The organism is Algiphilus sp. (assembly GCF_023145115.1).
GTDB lineage: Bacteria > Pseudomonadota > Gammaproteobacteria > Nevskiales > Nevskiaceae > Algiphilus.
This window is the reverse complement of the sequence record NZ_JAGLEJ010000020.1, coordinates 174,141-190,979: the sequence shown is the minus strand read 5'-3', so window position 1 is coordinate 190,979 and position 16,839 is coordinate 174,141. Positions and strand designations below refer to the sequence as shown.

Genomic DNA, 16,839 nt, shown 5'->3' with positions numbered 1-16,839 from the left:
TTTACGATCCGGTTGTATAACGCCACGTCATCGCTAACCTTAACATAATACGTTGCCATCTCCACAAGTCGCTCCAAATGGAGGATCGGAGCCCAGCTCGTCGTTGCCTCATTGGAGTAATCGATATCGGTCCAATATCCTCCACTGTTCCAATCGGTCGCATGAATATTAGAGGTATTAAGATCCGCCCGCATTCTGCCCATAATCACATCAAAATCATCCGCTTTGGCAATCGGGGCTAGCCATCCAATGGCCAGGGCCAGAAGCACCAGAAATCTCGCATACCGTTTATCAACGATATTCATGTGCGGAAACATGGAAGTGCCCTTGGCAGATACGCGTATCGAAAATTTATTTAGCATGTCAGTTATTTCCATTTCTCCTTTCCTCTTTACACTGCCGGATGTCAAATGTCCAACCTTGCCGCCTTCTGCATGGCTCCTGCGAAATGAAGGTAGGATACGAATTAATTCTTGAAAGGGGTCGCAATCAAAAGGGATTCTGGGATAGTCCGCCGCGTTTTACCCTTAGCAAACGACGAATAACCGGAAATTTCCCATGCACAAAACCAACAAGCTATTCAAACTTGCGATCGAGCGGCCCCGCAATGTAAAGAACGACATCCTTTCGGGGCTCACCGTAGCGCTTGCCCTGATTCCCGAGGCCGTGGCCTTTTCGTTTGTGGCGAAGGTTGACCCGAAGGTTGGGCTCTATGCCGCCTTCATGATGGGGCTCATTACCGCAATCTTTGGTGGCCGGCCCGGCATGATTTCCGGCGCCACCGGCGCGGTCGCCGTAATTTTCGCCCCGTTGATGTTGGGCCTCTACGGGGAAGGATTGACCACCGAAGCCGCCACGGGCTACCTCTTTGCCGCCGTCATCCTGATGGGCATCATCCAGATGCTGTTTGGTGTCCTCAAACTCGGCAAGTTTATCCGCCTCGTGCCGCATCCCGTCATGCTCGGCTTCGTGAACGGGCTGGCCATTATCATTTTTAAGTCGCAGTTCGAGATGTTCTACGAAGGGCACGGCGAGGAAGCGCATCTGCTGGCACAAACCCCGTTGCTGATTATGTGCGGCATGATTACTGCCACCATGCTCATTAGCTTTTTCCTTCCGAAGCTCACCAAGGCCATCCCCGCAACGCTCGTGGCGATCGTCACCGTCACCGTGGTTTCGATTCTACTCAAACATTTCGGCATTCACGAATCCCGCACCGTACTCGATTTTGTGCAGGGCATGGATCCCACCAAGGAAACCATAGCCGCCTCGTTGCCCACCTTTGCCATTCCGAAGGTTCCCTTCAACTGGGAAAGCATTAAGCTGATCCTGCCGTTCTCCGTGCTCGCGGCCGCCGTCGGCCTGATCGAGTCGCTGATGACACTCACGCTGGTAGACGAAATCACCGAAACGCGTGGGCGCGGCAACAAGGAGTGCATTGGGCAGGGACTGGCCAATCTGGTCAACGGCTTCTTCGGCGGCATGGGCGGCTGCGCGATGATCGGCCAGAGCATGATCAACGTCGGCAACGGCGCGCTGCATCGGCTCTCCGGCGTGGCGACGGCGCTGTTCCTGCTGTCCTTCATCCTGTTCGGCTCGGCGCTCATCGAGCGCATTCCGCTCGCCGCGCTGATCGGCGTGATGTTCGTGGTGGCCGAGAAGACCTTCGAGTGGGGCAGCTTTCGCCTCTTCGGCAAGGTCCCGCGCGCGGATGTGCTGGTGGGCCTGCTGGTGGCCGCGGTCACGGTGGCGGTGGACCTTGCCGCGGCGGTGGTGGTGGGCGTCATCGTGTCGGCGCTGGTGTTCGCCTGGGAGCACGCCAAGCAGGTGCGGGTGACCGCGCGCGAGACCGCCGATGGCCGCAAGGTGTACGACGTCGAGGGCACGATCTTCTTCGCCTCGGCCGCGGGCTTCCAGGAGCAGTTCGTGCCGCGCGACGACCCCGACCGGGTCGAGATCGACTTCCGCAACGCGAAGCTGATGGATCATTCCGCCATCGAGGCCGTCAACGGCCTCGCGGAGCGCTACCAGCGGGCGGGCAAGCATCTGTCGCTGCGCCATCTCAGCCCGGACTGCACCGAGCTCATGGACAAGGCCCGGCGCATGATCGTGGTCGACTACCACGAGGATCCGCGCTACCGCGTGGCCGACGACAAGCTTGCCTGAGGGCCGGCCGCATCCCGCGTCACCGCTGCACTACTACCGACCGACCCCGTTCGAGGAGCACGCCGTGCGCAGCACCATCCGAAGCCTTCACGGTCTGACCCGGCCGCAGCTCGGCCTCCGCGAAACCCTCGTGCTGGACATGCGCGTCTGGCCGGGTGATCTCAACATCGGCCTGCACATGGACAACGTGCGCTACCTGCAGCTGATGAACGAGGCGCGCAACCTGTTCTTCCAGCGCACCGGCATCCGCCGCGTGTGCCTGCGCCGTCGCCTGGGACTGCCGCTGGCGTCCTGCGACATGCGCTATCGACGGCCGCTCCACGCCGGCCAGCGCTACCGGCTGTCCACCCGCATCGTGGACTGGGACGAGCGGCGCTTCGAGATCGTCCAGCGCTACGAGCGCAAGGGCGAGCTGATCGCGGAGGGGCACTTCCACAGCGCATTCACCCAGGCCGGGAAGGTGGTGGCACCGGCCGACGTGTTCGCCGCGATCGCGACCGCACCGGCGCCGGCGACGCAGCCCGGCGCAGCGCCGGAGGGCTGACGGACCGCGGATGGCACGGCTCTGGCGTGCGGTAGCGGACACCGTCGCCAGGGAGCCCGATCATGCGCACGCCGTTCCGCCTGTCCGCCGCCGTCCTGTTGCTGTTCGCGCCCGGCTGGGCCGTCGGCGAGCCGGCCATCGAGGTCATCCAGGCCGAATCGCAGCCCTGGTACGAGGCCGAGGACCGCGCCGTCGCCCGCGAGCTGGCGAGCCCGCGCAACTCCCGGGCGCGCGAGATGAGCATCGCCGAGATCCGCGTGCCGGCGGGCGTGGCGGTCAGGCCGCACCGGCACGACTGGGAAGAGACCTACCTCGTGCGCGCCGGCAGCGGCGTCATGATGCTGGAGGACGCCGAGCGCGCCGTCGGCGCCGGCGACAGCATCGTCATCCGGCGCAACGAGTGGCACGCCATCCGCAACACCAGCGAGGGGAGCGACCTCGAGCTGATCGTCGTCTGCACGCCGGCCTGGCGCGCGGACGGGCTGGTATTCGAGCGCTGACGGACCGGCGCCGTCCGGCGCGCTGGCGTACGGTGGCGGCACGCCGGGAATCGTCCCGGTGTCGGGCAGGGCGCCGGCACGCCCTTCTGGTGACGGGAGAACGGGAGAATGGGCATGGAAGCTTTCGGCATCCTCGGCTTCGTCTTCGGGCTCATCGCGTTCGCGCGCGTCGCGACGCTGGAGAAGCGGCTGCGGCGGAACGGACTGCTGGGCGAGGGCGAGTAGCGCGCGCCGGTTCGGCCGTCAGGTCGCCGGACGGGCGCGGGAGCGGCCTGCGGGCGGCATCGTCTGCACGAAACGCAAACGAGAAGATGACGCATTATCATGCGCGGCTGATTCGAACGCTGTGTGCGCCATGCTGTCCAATTCCCGACCGGCCGGATCGTCTCCGGCACTGCTCGCCCTTGCCTTCGCCGCCTGCGCGGCCACACTCTCCGGCCCGCTGTCGGCCCAGCTCGATGCGTCCGCGGAGGCGGATGCCGGTGAGACCGAGGGCGACAACATGGACGAGATCGTCGTCATCGGCGGCGAGTTCCAGCGCTACTCGGCGATGAAGGCCGACGCGCCGATCATGGAAACGGCGCGCTCGGTGTCCATCGAGACCCAGCTGGACCTCCGCAACAAGGGGGCGCTCGATCTCGTGGACGCCTATCTCTACAGCGCCGGCGTCTTCGGCGAGACCTACGGCTATGCCACGCGTGGCGACTGGGTGAAGGTGCGCGGCCTGGATGCGCCGGAGTATCGCGACAGCCTGCAGGCGCTCTTCGGCAGCTACAACAACACGCGCCCGCACCCCTACGCGCTGGAGCAGGTGGAGGTGCTCAAGGGGCCGGCGTCGGTGCTCTACGGCCAGGGCTCGCCGGGCGGTCTGGTCAACGTGGTGAGCAAGCGCCCCCGCACGGACATGCAGTCCGAGGTCTTCCTGCGCTACGGCAACCGCGACCGCTGGGAAACCGGTGCCGACATTGGCGGTTCGCTGACCGCGGACGACACGCTGCTCTACCGGCTCATCGCCGTCGGACGCGACAGCGACACGCAGGTCGACTACATCCAGGACGACACCGCGCTGTTCGCCCCCTCGCTGAGCTGGCGCCCGTCGGAGCGAACCGAGATCACGCTGCTGGGCAGCTTCCAGGAGACCGACAGCCGGGCCGGCGCCCAGTTCGTGCCCATCGCCGGCACCCTGCGGCCGGCCCCGAACGGGCGCTTCATCGATGACAGCGCCTTTCTCGGCGAGCCGTCGTTCGACCGCTACGACACCCGCAAGAACTCGGTGACGGTACTGGCCAATCACGTCTTCAACGCGGTGTGGTCGCTGGAGACCACGGCCCGCTGGACGGCGGGCAAGGCCGACTACAACCAGGCGTGGCCGTCCTTCATCGGCGGCGACCGCTATGTGCGCAACCCCGACGGCAGCCTCTACGGCGACGGCCGCGTGCCGCGCACCTTCTACACCAGCGATGCCGAATCGAACCAGCGCGCCGTGGACACGCGCCTGCACGCCGACTTCACGCACGGCGCGGTTCGGCACGAGCTCATGATGGGCGTGCAGTACCAGCACGTGACCACCGAGAACGACAGCGCCAACCTCTACGCCTACGGTTACGATCCGGCGACCGGGCAGCCCGACGACACGGTCGGCGACACCTTCTGGATCGACCTCTTCGACCCCACCTACGGCAATGTGCCGTCGCAGGCGGCTTTCGACGCGGCGTTCACGGACGGGCCGGAAGCCACCACCCGCGACCTCGGCGTGTACGTGAACGATCAGGTGCATGTCGGCAATCTGCGCATCACCGGTGGCGCGCGCTTCGATCAGGTGCGCACCGACGACGGCACGCAGGAGCAGGACGAGACCGCGGTCAGCTACAGCGGCGGTCTGCTCTACACCTTCGCCAACGGCATCGCGCCCTACGTCAGCTATGCCGAATCCTTCGAGCCGGTGCTCGGGGTCGACAACGTCACGCAGCGCGCACTGGAGCCGCGCGAGGGGCGCCAGTACGAGGCCGGCATCAAGTACCGCGCCAGCGGCTTCCCGCTGCAGGCGACGCTGGCGGCCTTCGACATCAAGCAGTCCAACCTCGCGACCCCCGGCGGCCTGCCGGACGCGCCGTCGCAGCAGGAGGGCGTCGCCAACGTCGAGGGCGTGGAACTGGAGACGCTGACCCGCTTCGGCGATTTCACGCTGGAGGTCAACGCCAGTCATCTCGATACCGAGAACGCCAACGGCTTCCGCTTCGCGTCCATTCCGTCCGACCAGGCTTCGGCGTGGCTCGGCTACCGCGTCGGACCCGATGTCCGGGGCATCCGCGCCGCCGCGGGCGTGCGCTACATCGGCGAGAGCCGCGACGGCGCCGACAACGTGCGCACGCCGTCCTACACGCTGGGCGATCTGATGCTGGGCTACGGCTTCGGGCGCTGGGATGTCAGCCTCAACGTCCGCAACGTCACCGACAAGGAGTACCTGGTGAGCTGTCTGGCGCGCGGCGACTGCTACTTCGGCGAGCGCCGGCAGGTGGTTGGCACCATCCGCTACGCGCTCTAGGCTCGGCGCACCGCACACCGAGGGCGCTCCCATGTCCAGCCGCACCATCCAGGTCACCGACACGCTGCACCGCTACCTGCTCGAACACTCGCTGCGCGAGCCGGATGTCCTGCAGCGCCTGCGCGCCGAGACCGCCGGCATGGCCGAGCGCAACATGCAGATCAGTCCCGAGCAGGGGCAGTTCATGCAGATGCTGCTGCGGCTGATGGGCGCGCGGCGGTGCCTGGAGGTCGGCACCTTCACCGGCTACAGTGCGCTGGCCATGGCGCTGGCGCTGCCGGAGGACGGGGACGTCGTCACCTGCGACCGCAGCGCGGAGTACACCGCGGTCGCCCGGCGCTACTGGTCCGAAGCCGGCGTCGACGACCGCATCGCGCTCATGCTCGGGCCGGCCGCCGAGTCGCTGGCCACCCTGGAGGCGCGCGAGGGCGGCGGCTACGACTTCGCCTTCATCGACGCCGACAAGACCGGCTACGCCGACTACTACGAACGCTGTCTGCGACTGCTGCGGCCGGGCGGCCTGATCGCCGTCGACAACACCCTCTGGGACGGCCGCGTGGCCGACGACGACAACCCCAGCGAGGACACCATGGCGCTGCGCGCCTTCAATCGCGCCGTGCACGCCGACGAGCGCGTGGATCTCTCGCTGGTCCCCATCGGCGACGGGCTGACCCTGGCGCGCAAGCGCTGAGCGTCAGGCTACGGGGAGGCAGGACACGTCCGCCAGCGACGTGGCGAGCCGGTCGGCTACCACGAACCCTTCAGCGTGACCGTGCCCTGGCAGTAGCGATAGCCGTCGCCGGCCGGGCCCGCGTCGAGGCCGCCGGAGTTCATGCAGGCCGCGCGGCTTTCCAGGCCGACGTGATCATTGAACCATCCCCGCCAGACGAGCTCTGCGTGGTAGAGCGCCTTCTGCTCCCCCCGGTTGACGCGCTGGGTGCCGCCCCCCAGCTCGATCGACACGTACCAGCGGTCCCCCAGTACGGGGCGGCGGTAGGTGCCGAGGAGCAGGTGCTCGTCCATGCGGCGCGGCGAGAAGTAGCCCGCGGCGTCGAAGTCCGAGCGCAGCAGACGCGATCGCAGCTCGACGAGCCAGCGCTGATCGGCGGTCGGCTCGATGAGCAGGCGGCCGACCGCGATGCCGCGTCGGTTGTCGTCGCCGAGCCACTGGCGGGTATAGCCGCCCACGAGCGTGATGCCCCGCCAGGGACCGAGATCGAGGGAAACACCCGTGCTGCGCAGGTCCCACCGACGATCGATGGCCGCGAGCGTGTCGATGATGCCGCGGCTGGCCGAGAGCTCGAGGTACAGGGGTGCCCGGAAGTCGTGCGTCAGCAGGGCCTCCCCGAGCAGCGGCGACCAGCGGGAGCCCGAGAGCTGGGTTGCCCGCGCGCGCAGCCGGGTGGCAGTGTCCGGTCGGTGCTCGACACCGACGCGGGCGAGTCCGAAGGCGGTGCTGTCGCCCGGTTCGTGGAGATGCCAGTAGCCCAGGCCACCGTTGACGGCGGTATCGCCGTCGCCGATCGCGGTGCTGCCGTCGGCGGTCACCCGGTACTGGGTGGCGCCGTCGCTGTCGTCGCTGACCCATTGCTCCATCGCCGGTTCCATGGCGGCGGCGGGCGCCACCAGTGCCAGCGCGAGCAGCAGGGTCGGGCGCATGTGGATCACCAGCTCTTCCTGAAGTTGAGAAATTCGGAGAAGTAGCCGGCGAGGCTCGCGGGCGAGAGGATCATCTGATAGGCCAGCACGTAGCCTAGAAACCCCATGACATTGCGCCGGACGTGCAGTCCGGCGGTGCGGAACACGCGATGCTGCTTGGCCAGCATCACCAGGCTGATGGACAGCGCCAGCGGGATCAGCAGCAGCGTCAGCAGCCCGACCACGGCGTAGAACTGGAAGAACACCGCCGCGATCACGCCGGGCAGGAAGACCAGGAAGTACACCAGGTCGAGATAGGGGAACAGCAGGTTGAGGTAGATGAAGGGCAGGTTGAGGCGCGGACGGATCAGCACGCCCGGCCATTGCCGGAATGCCTCCATCAGGCCGCGCGCCCAGCGCTTGCGCTGACGGATGTAGGCGCCGAGCGTCTCCGGGACGTTGGTGAAGGCGAAGGCGTTCTCGGCGTAGCCGACCCGATAGTCGTGGCTGATCAATCCCCAGGTCAGCACGATGTCCTCGCCGACCGTCTGCGTCCAGCCGCCGATCTCCTCGAGGCGGGCCTTGTCGTAGATCGAGAACGCCCCCTGCGCCACCATCGTGCCCTGGTAGAGCGACTGCACGCGCTTCACCACGGCGATGCCCTGGAAGTAGTCCCACTCCTGCATGCGGGTGACGAGGTTGGTGCGCGAATTCCGCACCAGGATGGTTCCGGCCGTGGCGGCGGTATTGGGCGGACTGTTGATGTGGTTCAGCGCGATGTTGCGCAGCGCGTCGCGATACAGATAGGTATCGGCATCGAGCGATACGACGTGTGCGAATCGGGCTTCGGCAAGGCCGGCGTTCAGCGCATTGGCCTTGCCCCCGTTCCGCGGCATGCGGAGCACGCGCAGCGTCATGGCCGGCGGAAGGGCATCGCCGGACGCGCATGCCTCGGTCCGTGCGACGGTGGCATCGGTGGAGCCGTCGTCGATGACGATGATCTCGATCGCAGCCGGGTAGTGCTGCGCGATCACCGAGCACAGCGTTTCCGCGATGTGCCGCTCTTCGTTGAAGGCGGCGATCAGCACGCTGAGCGGCGGCGGGTCGGTGACGCGCCATTGTGTCGGACGCCGGTCGAGCAGCATGCTGCCGAGCATGAAGGCGTTGGCGAACCCCGGGATCAGGGCGATGCCGGCGACGGCGATCCAGGCGCCGGCAGTGCCGACGAGTGCCGTCAGGTCCGCGATCCAGGGCAGCGCCAGCCAGGTGCTCACGCCGCACCAGGTCACCGCGAAGCCCAGTGAGAGGAACAGCTTGTAGCGGACCTGGAGGTAGAAGCGATGGGACACGGGCGAAACGGGATCTCGGTAGATCGCACGATCAGGCAATGGCTTTCCGTGGCACCGCTGCCGGACTCGTCGCCCCGGGCCGATACCGGGAGTGTGACCGCGGTATCGTGGCTGCGGGCTGACGCTGATCAATGCGTGCCGCAGAGGATAGCGGTACGGTGCCTGCAACGGTTGCTGGAACGAGGTGCGGATGGCGGAGAGCACACCCCCGGAAGGACCGCTCGCCGAGGCGATGGTGCGCCTGCGCGGGCTCATGGACCAGGCCTTCAGCCAGGGCGAGAAGGAGATCACCAGTGCATCGCTGGCGACCGCCGATGCGCACGGACGGGTCTCCATCCGCACCATCTTCATCGCCCATACCGAGGACGACGGTCTCGTCTTCTTCGCCAGCCGCAACAGTGGCAAGGGCATCCAGATGGCCGAGAACCCGCGTGTGGCGCTCTGCTTCTTCTGGCCGGTGATGCAGGAACAGGTCACCGTGGAGGGGCAGGCGGACGTTCTGGACGAGGCGGAGTCCGACCGCTACTGGCGCTCGCGCCTGCGCGACGACCAGCTCGGTGCCTGGGTGTCCGAGAGCACGCGGGATGCGGTCGCGGAGGCGAAGCCGCGCGAGAATCTCCGGGAGATGAAGCACCGCTTCCGCGAGGAGCGCGTGCCGCGCCCGGACGCCTGGCGCGCGTACCGCATCCGTCCCGACTACATCCGCTTCTGGGCCACCGGCTGGCACCGCGTGCACAAGCCGGTGCGCTATCGGTGCGACGCCGACGGGCAGTGGACAGTCAGCGAGGAATCGCTCTGAGGGCACCGCTGCGCGTGCGATGACATCGCGGCGGTGGGGCCGGCCGGGGTCAGGACGCGTTCGCGACCGCCACGCGGGTTCCTTCGGAGAGCCGGTCCCCGGGATGCGTGATCACCATGGCGCCTTCGCGCAACCCTTCCAGGATCTGCGTGTGCAGCCCGCTGCGGCGGCCCGTGGACACCGTGCGCATGCGGGCGCGGCCATCCTCGACGGCGAAGACCCGCCATCCGTCGTCCTGGCGGAACAGCGCGCTGGTGGGAATCTGCAGCACGTCGTCGCCTTCCCAGAGGATGAAGCGTGTCTCGACACGGTAACCGTCGCCGAGCCGCTGCCATTGCGCCCGCGGCGATTGCAGCTCGACCCAGACCGGCACGCGCTGCTCCTCGACGCCCAGTGCGGAGATGCGCGTGAAGCCGGAAGGCTGGACCCGGCTCACCGTGCCTTCCAGGGGGGCATCGCCGCCCCAGTGATCGATGACGACGCGCATCCCCGGGGCGACCCGCACCGCGTCGGTGGACAGCAGGTCGGCGCGGACCTCCAGCCGATCGAGCGCGCCCAGCTCCAGCAGCGCCTGACCGGCACTCACCGGGCCGGCGCTGACGCGGTGGCGTCGCAGGATCACGCCCGCAACCGGGGCCTGCAGATCGACAGTGGGCCGGTCCGGGGAGGCGTGCTCGCCATCGGCGACATCGACCAGGACGCGTGCCGCCAGCAGCTCGTGGCGCGCGGTCTCGACATGGCCGCGCGCCGCGCGCACGGCCGAACGCGCTGCGTCCTGCTGCGTCCGCATTCGGTCGAGCGCCGCGCCGGACACGCTGCCCCGCTGGAAAAGGTCGGCGTTGCGCCGGTATTCCGACTCCGCGAAGGCGCGCTCGGCTTCGCGCGTCTCCAGGGTGGCGCGGGCACTTTCCAGACGGGCCTCGGCAGCGGCGACCGCGTCGCGTGCCTGCTCGCGCGCGCGGCTGTCGAGTGCCGGCGAGGGCAGTGGCTCGAGCTGCGCCAGCCGGTCGCCGGCAGCGACCCGATCGCCGACCTCCAGTTCGATGCGCCGGAGGTAGCCGCTGATCGGTGCGGCGATCTCCCAGGGGTTGCGCAGCAGGGTCCGTGCTTCCTCCTCGATGCTCTCGACGAAGGGAGCGCGCACGACGGTGGCCGTGCCGACCTCCACCGGCGCGGGCCGGAACGCGACCGCGAGGAGCGCCATCGCCGGAACGATCGCGATGAGGATCAGAAGGTGTCGTCGCTTTCGCATCGTCATTCAGCCGTCTTCAGGGCGGTGAGCATGTCCATGGCGCGCAGCCGCTGCACGACCAGCGCAATGGACATGGAAAAGGCGAGTCCCACGCCGAGCGCCGAGAACGCGAGCGCCTGGCGGGAGATGATGAAGGGCACGCGGAACAGCTCGGTGCTCATGGCCGTGGTCAGGAGCCACGCCAGGATCGCCCCGAGTACCCAGCCCAGCGGGATGGCGAGCAGGGTCAGCAGCGCCACTTCGCCGATCACGATCCACGCGGTTTCCCCGCGCGTGAAGCCGAGCACGCGCAGGGTGGCGAGCTCGCGGCCGCGTTCGGCGAATGCGATGCGCGCGTTGTTGTAGACCACCGCGAAGGTGATCGAGCCGGCCAGCAGCAGCAGCACGCCCATCATGATCAGGACGGTGTCCGCGATGTAGCGGCGGATCTCGCCTTCGGCCTGTGCCACCAGGCCGATGCCGGCGATGCGCGGAATTTCCCACAGGCTGGCGGTGAGCGCGTCCTGCCGCGATTCGTCGATCAGCAGCCAGGCGCCGGAAATGGCCGGGCCCTCCCGCATCACGCGGTTCAGGGCCCGCCGCTCCATGTAGGCACCGAGGCCGACCGGTTCGCTCACGGTGGCGGCCAGCGTGATCGGGATCGTCCGGCGCCGCCCCTCCAGTGTTTCGAGGATCAGCCGCTCTCCGGGCTGCACGCGCAGATAGTCGGCGAGATGGTCGGTCATGACCAGACCCTCCGCGGGGAGCGCCATGGTCGCGCCGTGCCGGTCGATGAGGCCGCGCAGCCGGGGCCGCGCGTCCATGCCCTGCACGGCGATCTGGTAGTCGCGCGTGGCGCTGCGCAATCGCGCCGGAACCGCCCGGAAGGGCTCCACGTGCAGCACGCCCGGCTCGTGGCGGAGCTCGCCGACCGCGCGCGCGGGCGTGGGCTCGGTGAAGCTCAGCACCACGTCCATCTTCTGCACCAGCCGGTACTGGACGTCGATGAGGTGATCGACCGCCCCGAACTGGTAGCTGCCCACCAGCATCAACGCCGCCGAGAGGGCGACGCCGGTCACCGACAGTCCGGCCTGGACCCGGTGCCGGGCGAGATTGCGGAGAATGATGCGGGTCGACTGGTCGAGCCAGCCCGCCAGGCGCGTGGTGGCGAAGCGGCCGCGACGGAATCGCTCCGGCGCGGGCGGGCGCATCGCCACCGCCGGCGCCAGCACCACCGCCGAGCGCACGGCCCGGAAACTGCCCAGCGCGGCCGCGGCGGCGGCCACGCTCACGCCCAGTGCCACGACCCAGGGCTGCAGCCGGAGACGCATGTCGGGGAAGCGGAAGTACTCGGTATAGACGCCGGTCAGCGCATCGGCAGCCCAGGCGCCGAAGGCGACGCCCAGCGCCGAACCCATGGCGACGATGGCTGCAGTGAGCAGACCGTAGTGCAGCGCCAGCTCGTGATTGCGGTAGCCGAAGGCCTTCAGCAGCGCGATCTGCTGGCGCTGGGTGCGCACGATCCGGCCGACGAGCATGTTGAGCAGGAAGGCGGAGACGGTCAGGAAGATCGCGGGCAGGGCCACTGCCATGGTGCGCAGCTGGCGCAGCTCCTCGCTCAGGAAACGGTGAGAGGTCTGCTGCTCGCGGTCCCGGGCGCCGAGCGCGCCGTAGCGCTCCAGGATGCGGTCGAGCGCATCGATCACCGGCTCGGCGGAGGCACCGGCCTGGAGCGTCAGCGCGACATCGTTGAAGGCGCCGTCCATGTCGAGGGCGTTGGCGAGCGCCCGCCGGTTCATCCAGAGCACCGCGAATCGCTCGTAGTCGGGCATGAGATCGGCCGGGCCGATCTGGTAGATCCACTCCGGGGACAGGGCCACTCCACTGACGGTGAGCGTTTCGAGGCGACCGTTGATGATGGCCGCCAGCCGGTCGCCGGCGTGCAGATCGTGCGCTTCGGCGAAGGGCTCGCTGATCACGGCACCGTCCCGGCTCAGCGGGAGCGGCAGAGTGCCCTCGCGCAGATGCAGGCGATTGACTCGCGGCTGGCGGCCGTCCGGCAGCGAGATCAGCTGACCGCGCACCGGGTCGCCGAACCCCGGGACCTCGATCCGGACCGCAGCGGTCACGCGTGTCTCGACCAGGTTCACCCCGGGAATGGCATTGATGCGGTCCGCCACCCCCTCGGGCGCCCGCTTGAGCGTCGCGAACACCTCCGCGAAGTCGTTCTCCCGGTAGAAGCGGTCCCGGCTCTCCGCGATGGTGTCGAGGGTGGTGACCGCGATGATCAGCGTCATCACGCCGCCGGCGATGACCACCGCGATGGCCGCCGCCTGGCCGCGCAGCGCGGCGAGATCGCGCAGGAGCTTGCGGTGGAGGGCGTGCATCACCAGTGCAGCTGCTCGGGCGTGACCCGGTTCGCGTTGACCTGCACGTCCGCGACGCGGCCGTCGCTGAGCCGGATGACGCGATCCGCCATCTCGCCGATGACCATGTTGTGCGTAATGATCACCGTGGTCGTGCCCAGTTCGCGGTTGATGCCGGCGATTGCCTGGAGAACGCGGATCCCGGTCTTCGAGTCGAGCGCGCCGGTGGGTTCGTCGCACATCAGCAGGGTCGGGCGCTTGGCAATGGCGCGCGCGATGGCGACGCGCTGCTGCTCGCCGCCGGACATCTGGGAAGGGAAGTGGTCCATGCGCGCTTCCAGTCCCACCATGGTCAGCGCGTCCTCGGGCCGCATCGGATCGCGCGCGATGTCGGTGACGATGGCCACGTTCTCGCGCGCCGTCAGGCTGGGAATGAGGTTGTAGAACTGGAACACGAAGCCGACGTGGTCACGCCGGAAGGCCGTCAGCGCCCGCTCGGAGGCCGTCGCCAGATCGGTGTCGCCGTAGCGCACCGAACCGGCACTGGCGTTGTCGAGGCCGCCGAGAATGTTGAGCAGGGTGGATTTGCCGGAACCGGACGCGCCCAGCATGACCACCAGCTCGCCGGCGTGCAGGTCGAGATCGACGCCGCGCAGCGCGCGGATCTCGACCTCACCCATGGTGTAGACCTTGGTGACATCGCGTACCGAGAAGACCACCGGGCCGCCGGTCGTGGCGCCATCCGCCCCGGAGGCGGTCACTGCGGGTCGCCGGGAACTGCCTCCCGTCCGGCGTCGATGCCCACGAACACCTCGCCGACGCTGTCGATGTCCGCCCGGAGACCGTGCCGCACCGCAACGCATATGGCGTGGGCCTCGCCGGCGGTGATCGCCGGATCGATCCGCACGCGGATCGTCACCAGCGTGCGCGGTCCCATCCGGCGGGTCCGCAGATCGGAGATTCCCAGGACGCCGTTGACGCGCAGCGCCGATGCGCGGATGCCCGCGAGACCGTCGGCATCGAGCCCGGTATCGACCAGCTCGCGCCCGGCCTCCCATCCCAGGCGCCATCCGATCGCGCCGATCATCAGGGCCACCACCAGTGCCGCCACGCCGTCGAGCCAGGGCAGGCCCGCCATGGCGCCGAGAACCCCGAAGATCACCACCAGCGAGGAGAGCGCGTCGCTCCGGTGATGCCAGGCGTTGGCGCGCAGCATCTCCGACTCGGCGCGCACTGCGACGCGCGCGGTGCCCTGGTAGACGCCCTCGTTGGCGACGACCGAGAGCACGGCCACCGCCAGCGCCAGCCAGCCCGGATCGCCGTGCTGATCGGCGAGCAGCAGCCGCAGGACCGCGTCGTAGGCGAAGCCCCCGGCGACCAGCAGCAGGATGGCGGCCAGCGCCAGCGTCGCCGCGGTCTCGAAACGCGCGTGGCCGAAGGGGTGATTGCTGTCGGGACCGCGGGCGCCGATGCGCGCGGCGCCGAGGATCAGCCCGTCGCTGGCGAGGTCGGAAAGGGAGTGCACGCCGTCGACCACCAGTGCCTGGGACTGCCCGACGACACCGCCGACGATCTTCACCACCGCCAGCACGGCGTTGACCGCCGCCGCCACGATGGTGATGCGGCGCTTCTCGCGATAGGCGTCAACGGGCATTGCTGGTGGCGCTCCCCCGGCGGCATCCGGCCCCGATCGCGGCCTTTCCGGAGCCTGCCTGCAGCGCCGGTCGGTAGCAAGTGCCGCGGGCATCGGGCTATGCGGCGCGACGGGCGAATGCGTCCTCGTCCACCGGGGACGGCAGGGCCACCGCGGCGGCCAGCTCGGCGAGCGCGGCCTTGTCGTCGATGAGGATGCGCTGCCGGTCGGTCCGGATGAGGCCCCGTGCGGCGAAGCGCGTGATGACGCGCGACACCGTCTCCGTCGCCAGGCGCAGGTAGTTGGCGATGTCGCGCCGGGTCATCGGCAGCTGGATGGCACCCGAGGGGGCGGCCGGCAGCCGCGCCTGCATGTGGAGCAGGAAGGCGGCCACGCGCTCGTCGGCGGTGTTCTCGCCGGCGAGCGCCTGCGCCTCGGCCAGGGCGTGGCTCATGCGGCGCGTGAGCCGGCGCATGAGCAGGGGCGTGCGCTCCATCATGGCCAGCACGCCATGGCTGGGCAGCGCGCATACCTGCGACGGCGTCACCGCCACGGCGCTCACCCGGTGGTGGGCGGTATCGAGCGTATCGATGCCGATGATGTCGCCGGGCAGATATAGCGCGCGCACGCGCTCGGAACCGTCGCGGTCGATGGTGCAGGTCTTGATGCAGCCGGAACGCACGAAGTAGAGCGTGTCGGCGGCATCACCGGCCTCGAACAGGGCGGTACCCGGCGCGCGGAGCGTGCGTCCCGGCAGCATCATGTTCCGCCAGTCTGCGAGCGTGTCGCTGTCCGCGCCCCGTACCAGGCAGCGCGCGTGCACCGGGCAGAAGTGGCAGTCGGGCGATCCGCCGCGGCCGGCGGTGGCGCATGCGGTGGAACGAAGGCTCGGGTCGGTGCTCGTTGCGGACATGGCGGTTCTCCCTGAAGACGGCGTCAGGTTCGCTCACCGGTGGCACGGCCACTATCCGGTATTCCCGAAGGCCCGATGTGGAAACTACGTAGTGCGCTTGCCAAGCGCGGTCGGCGCCGGCTACAACGAAGGCCGACGACATCTTCGGGAAGCGCCATGCAGGCTATGGTTCTCGAGCGGCCGGGCACGCCGCTCACGCTCCGGGATCTGCCGGATCCGGAACCGGGCAGACAGCAGGTTCTGGTGCAGGTCCACGCCTGCGCGGTCTGTCGCACCGATCTCCACGTCGCGGACGGTGAGCTGCCCGATCCGGTACTGCCGATCATTCCCGGACACGAGATCGTCGGCCGGGTGGCGGCGGTCGGACCGGATGTCGACCGCTTCCGTCCCGGCGATCGGGTCGGCATTCCCTGGCTCGGCTGGACCTGCGGCGAGTGCCACTATTGTCACGGTGGGCACGAGAACCTGTGCCCGGACGCGCGCTTCACCGGCTATCAGCTCAACGGCGGTTACGCCGAGCGCGTCGTGGCGGACCAGCGCTTCTGTTTTGCGCTGCCCGATGCATACGACGACGTCGCCGCCGCGCCGTTGCTCTGCGCCGGCCTGATCGGCTACCGCGCACTGATGATGGCGGGCGAGGGGCACCGCCTCGGCATCTACGGCTTCGGCGCTGCTGCGCACATCGTTGCCCAGGTCGCGGTGCACCAGGGTCGCCACGTCCACGCTTTCACGCGGGCCGGCGATCGTGCCACGCAGCATTTCGCGCGCGGCCTCGGCGCGATGTGGGCCGGGGGCTCCGACGAGGCGCCGCCCGAACCGCTCGATGCGGCGCTGATCTTCGCCCCGGTCGGCGAGCTGGTGCCGCTGGCACTGCGCGCGCTGGTTCCGGGTGGACGCGTGGTGTGCGCGGGCATTCACATGAGCGATATCCCGTCCTTCCCGTACGCCGATCTGTGGATGGAGCGCAGCATCTGCTCGGTGGCGAATCTGACGCGTGCCGACGCGGATGCCTTCCTGGCGCTGGCGCCGCTGGTGCCGGTACGGACGACTACCCGGACTTACGCGCTGGCGGATGCCAATCAGGCACTCGACGATCTGCGCAGTGGCAGGCTGTCGGGCGCGGCCGTCCTCGTTCCCGGCCGCGCCTGAGGACAC

The 16,839-nt window shown here is 68.6% G+C and carries 14 protein-coding genes and 1 pseudogene; 7 read left to right on the top strand and 8 right to left on the bottom strand.

The window, feature by feature from the left end:
* Positions 1-377: pseudogene (locus tag KAH28_RS07585) on the bottom strand (hypothetical protein); the annotation flags it as partial.
* Between the two features lie 181 nt (positions 378-558).
* Between KAH28_RS07585 and KAH28_RS07580 the strand changes: the two are divergent.
* From KAH28_RS07580 to KAH28_RS07560, 5 genes are all read left to right on the top strand, one after another.
* A complete protein-coding gene (locus KAH28_RS07580; RefSeq protein ID WP_290575381.1) occupies positions 559-2,166 on the top strand; it encodes a SulP family inorganic anion transporter in 1,608 nt (535 codons plus the stop codon).
* Between the two features lie 64 nt (positions 2,167-2,230).
* Entirely contained in the window at positions 2,231-2,710 is a 480-nt protein-coding gene (locus KAH28_RS07575) for an acyl-CoA thioesterase (RefSeq protein ID WP_290575380.1), read from the top strand.
* Between the two features lie 62 nt (positions 2,711-2,772).
* Positions 2,773-3,210, top strand: coding sequence for a cupin domain-containing protein (locus KAH28_RS07570; RefSeq protein WP_290575379.1), 438 nt, complete (start codon positions 2,773-2,775; stop codon positions 3,208-3,210).
* 355 nt (positions 3,211-3,565) lie between these two features.
* Complete coding sequence (locus KAH28_RS07565) at positions 3,566-5,755, top strand: TonB-dependent siderophore receptor (protein ID WP_290575378.1); 2,190 nt, start codon at positions 3,566-3,568, stop codon at positions 5,753-5,755.
* Positions 5,756-5,786: 31 nt separating this feature from the next.
* A complete protein-coding gene (locus KAH28_RS07560; RefSeq protein WP_290575377.1) occupies positions 5,787-6,446 on the top strand; it encodes a class I SAM-dependent methyltransferase in 660 nt (219 codons plus the stop codon).
* Between the two features lie 56 nt (positions 6,447-6,502).
* On the opposite strand, the gene KAH28_RS07555 is transcribed toward KAH28_RS07560, so the two are convergent.
* Both KAH28_RS07555 and KAH28_RS07550 read right to left on the bottom strand, forming a co-directional pair.
* The gene (locus KAH28_RS07555) at positions 6,503-7,423 is read right to left on the bottom strand and encodes a hypothetical protein (protein WP_290575376.1); all 921 of its coding nucleotides are present in this window, start codon (positions 7,421-7,423) and stop codon (positions 6,503-6,505) included.
* The gene (locus KAH28_RS07550; RefSeq protein ID WP_290575375.1) at positions 7,420-8,742 is read right to left on the bottom strand and encodes a glycosyltransferase; all 1,323 of its coding nucleotides are present in this window, start codon (positions 8,740-8,742) and stop codon (positions 7,420-7,422) included. Before KAH28_RS07550 ends, KAH28_RS07555 begins: the two co-directional genes overlap by 4 nt.
* A 190-nt stretch (positions 8,743-8,932) precedes the next feature.
* Between KAH28_RS07550 and KAH28_RS07545 the strand changes: the two genes are divergently transcribed.
* Positions 8,933-9,541, top strand: coding sequence for a pyridoxal 5'-phosphate synthase (locus KAH28_RS07545; RefSeq protein WP_290575374.1), 609 nt, complete (start codon positions 8,933-8,935; stop codon positions 9,539-9,541).
* Between the two features lie 49 nt (positions 9,542-9,590).
* On the opposite strand, the gene KAH28_RS07540 is transcribed toward KAH28_RS07545, so the two are convergent.
* The 5 genes from KAH28_RS07540 to KAH28_RS07520 form a co-directional block, all read right to left on the bottom strand.
* Positions 9,591-10,799, bottom strand: coding sequence for an HlyD family efflux transporter periplasmic adaptor subunit (locus KAH28_RS07540; RefSeq protein ID WP_366918143.1), 1,209 nt, complete (start codon positions 10,797-10,799; stop codon positions 9,591-9,593).
* Positions 10,796-13,159 (bottom strand): ABC transporter permease, encoded by a 2,364-nt coding sequence (locus KAH28_RS07535; RefSeq protein WP_290575384.1) that lies wholly within the window; start codon positions 13,157-13,159, stop codon positions 10,796-10,798. The genes KAH28_RS07540 and KAH28_RS07535 overlap by 4 nt, the downstream gene beginning before the upstream one ends.
* A complete protein-coding gene (locus KAH28_RS07530; protein WP_366918146.1) occupies positions 13,159-13,818 on the bottom strand; it encodes an ABC transporter ATP-binding protein in 660 nt (219 codons plus the stop codon). Before KAH28_RS07530 ends, KAH28_RS07535 begins: the two co-directional genes overlap by 1 nt.
* A 77-nt stretch (positions 13,819-13,895) precedes the next feature.
* On the bottom strand, positions 13,896-14,792 hold the full coding sequence (locus tag KAH28_RS07525; RefSeq protein WP_290575371.1) for a cation diffusion facilitator family transporter: 897 nt from the start codon (positions 14,790-14,792) through the stop codon (positions 13,896-13,898).
* Positions 14,793-14,889: 97 nt separating this feature from the next.
* The gene (locus KAH28_RS07520; protein WP_290575370.1) at positions 14,890-15,684 is read right to left on the bottom strand and encodes a Crp/Fnr family transcriptional regulator; all 795 of its coding nucleotides are present in this window, start codon (positions 15,682-15,684) and stop codon (positions 14,890-14,892) included.
* A gap of 156 nt (positions 15,685-15,840) precedes the next feature.
* Between KAH28_RS07520 and KAH28_RS07515 the strand changes: the two genes are divergently transcribed.
* A complete protein-coding gene (locus KAH28_RS07515) occupies positions 15,841-16,833 on the top strand; it encodes a zinc-dependent alcohol dehydrogenase family protein (RefSeq protein ID WP_290575369.1) in 993 nt (330 codons plus the stop codon).
* The last annotated feature ends 6 nt before the right edge of the window (positions 16,834-16,839 follow it).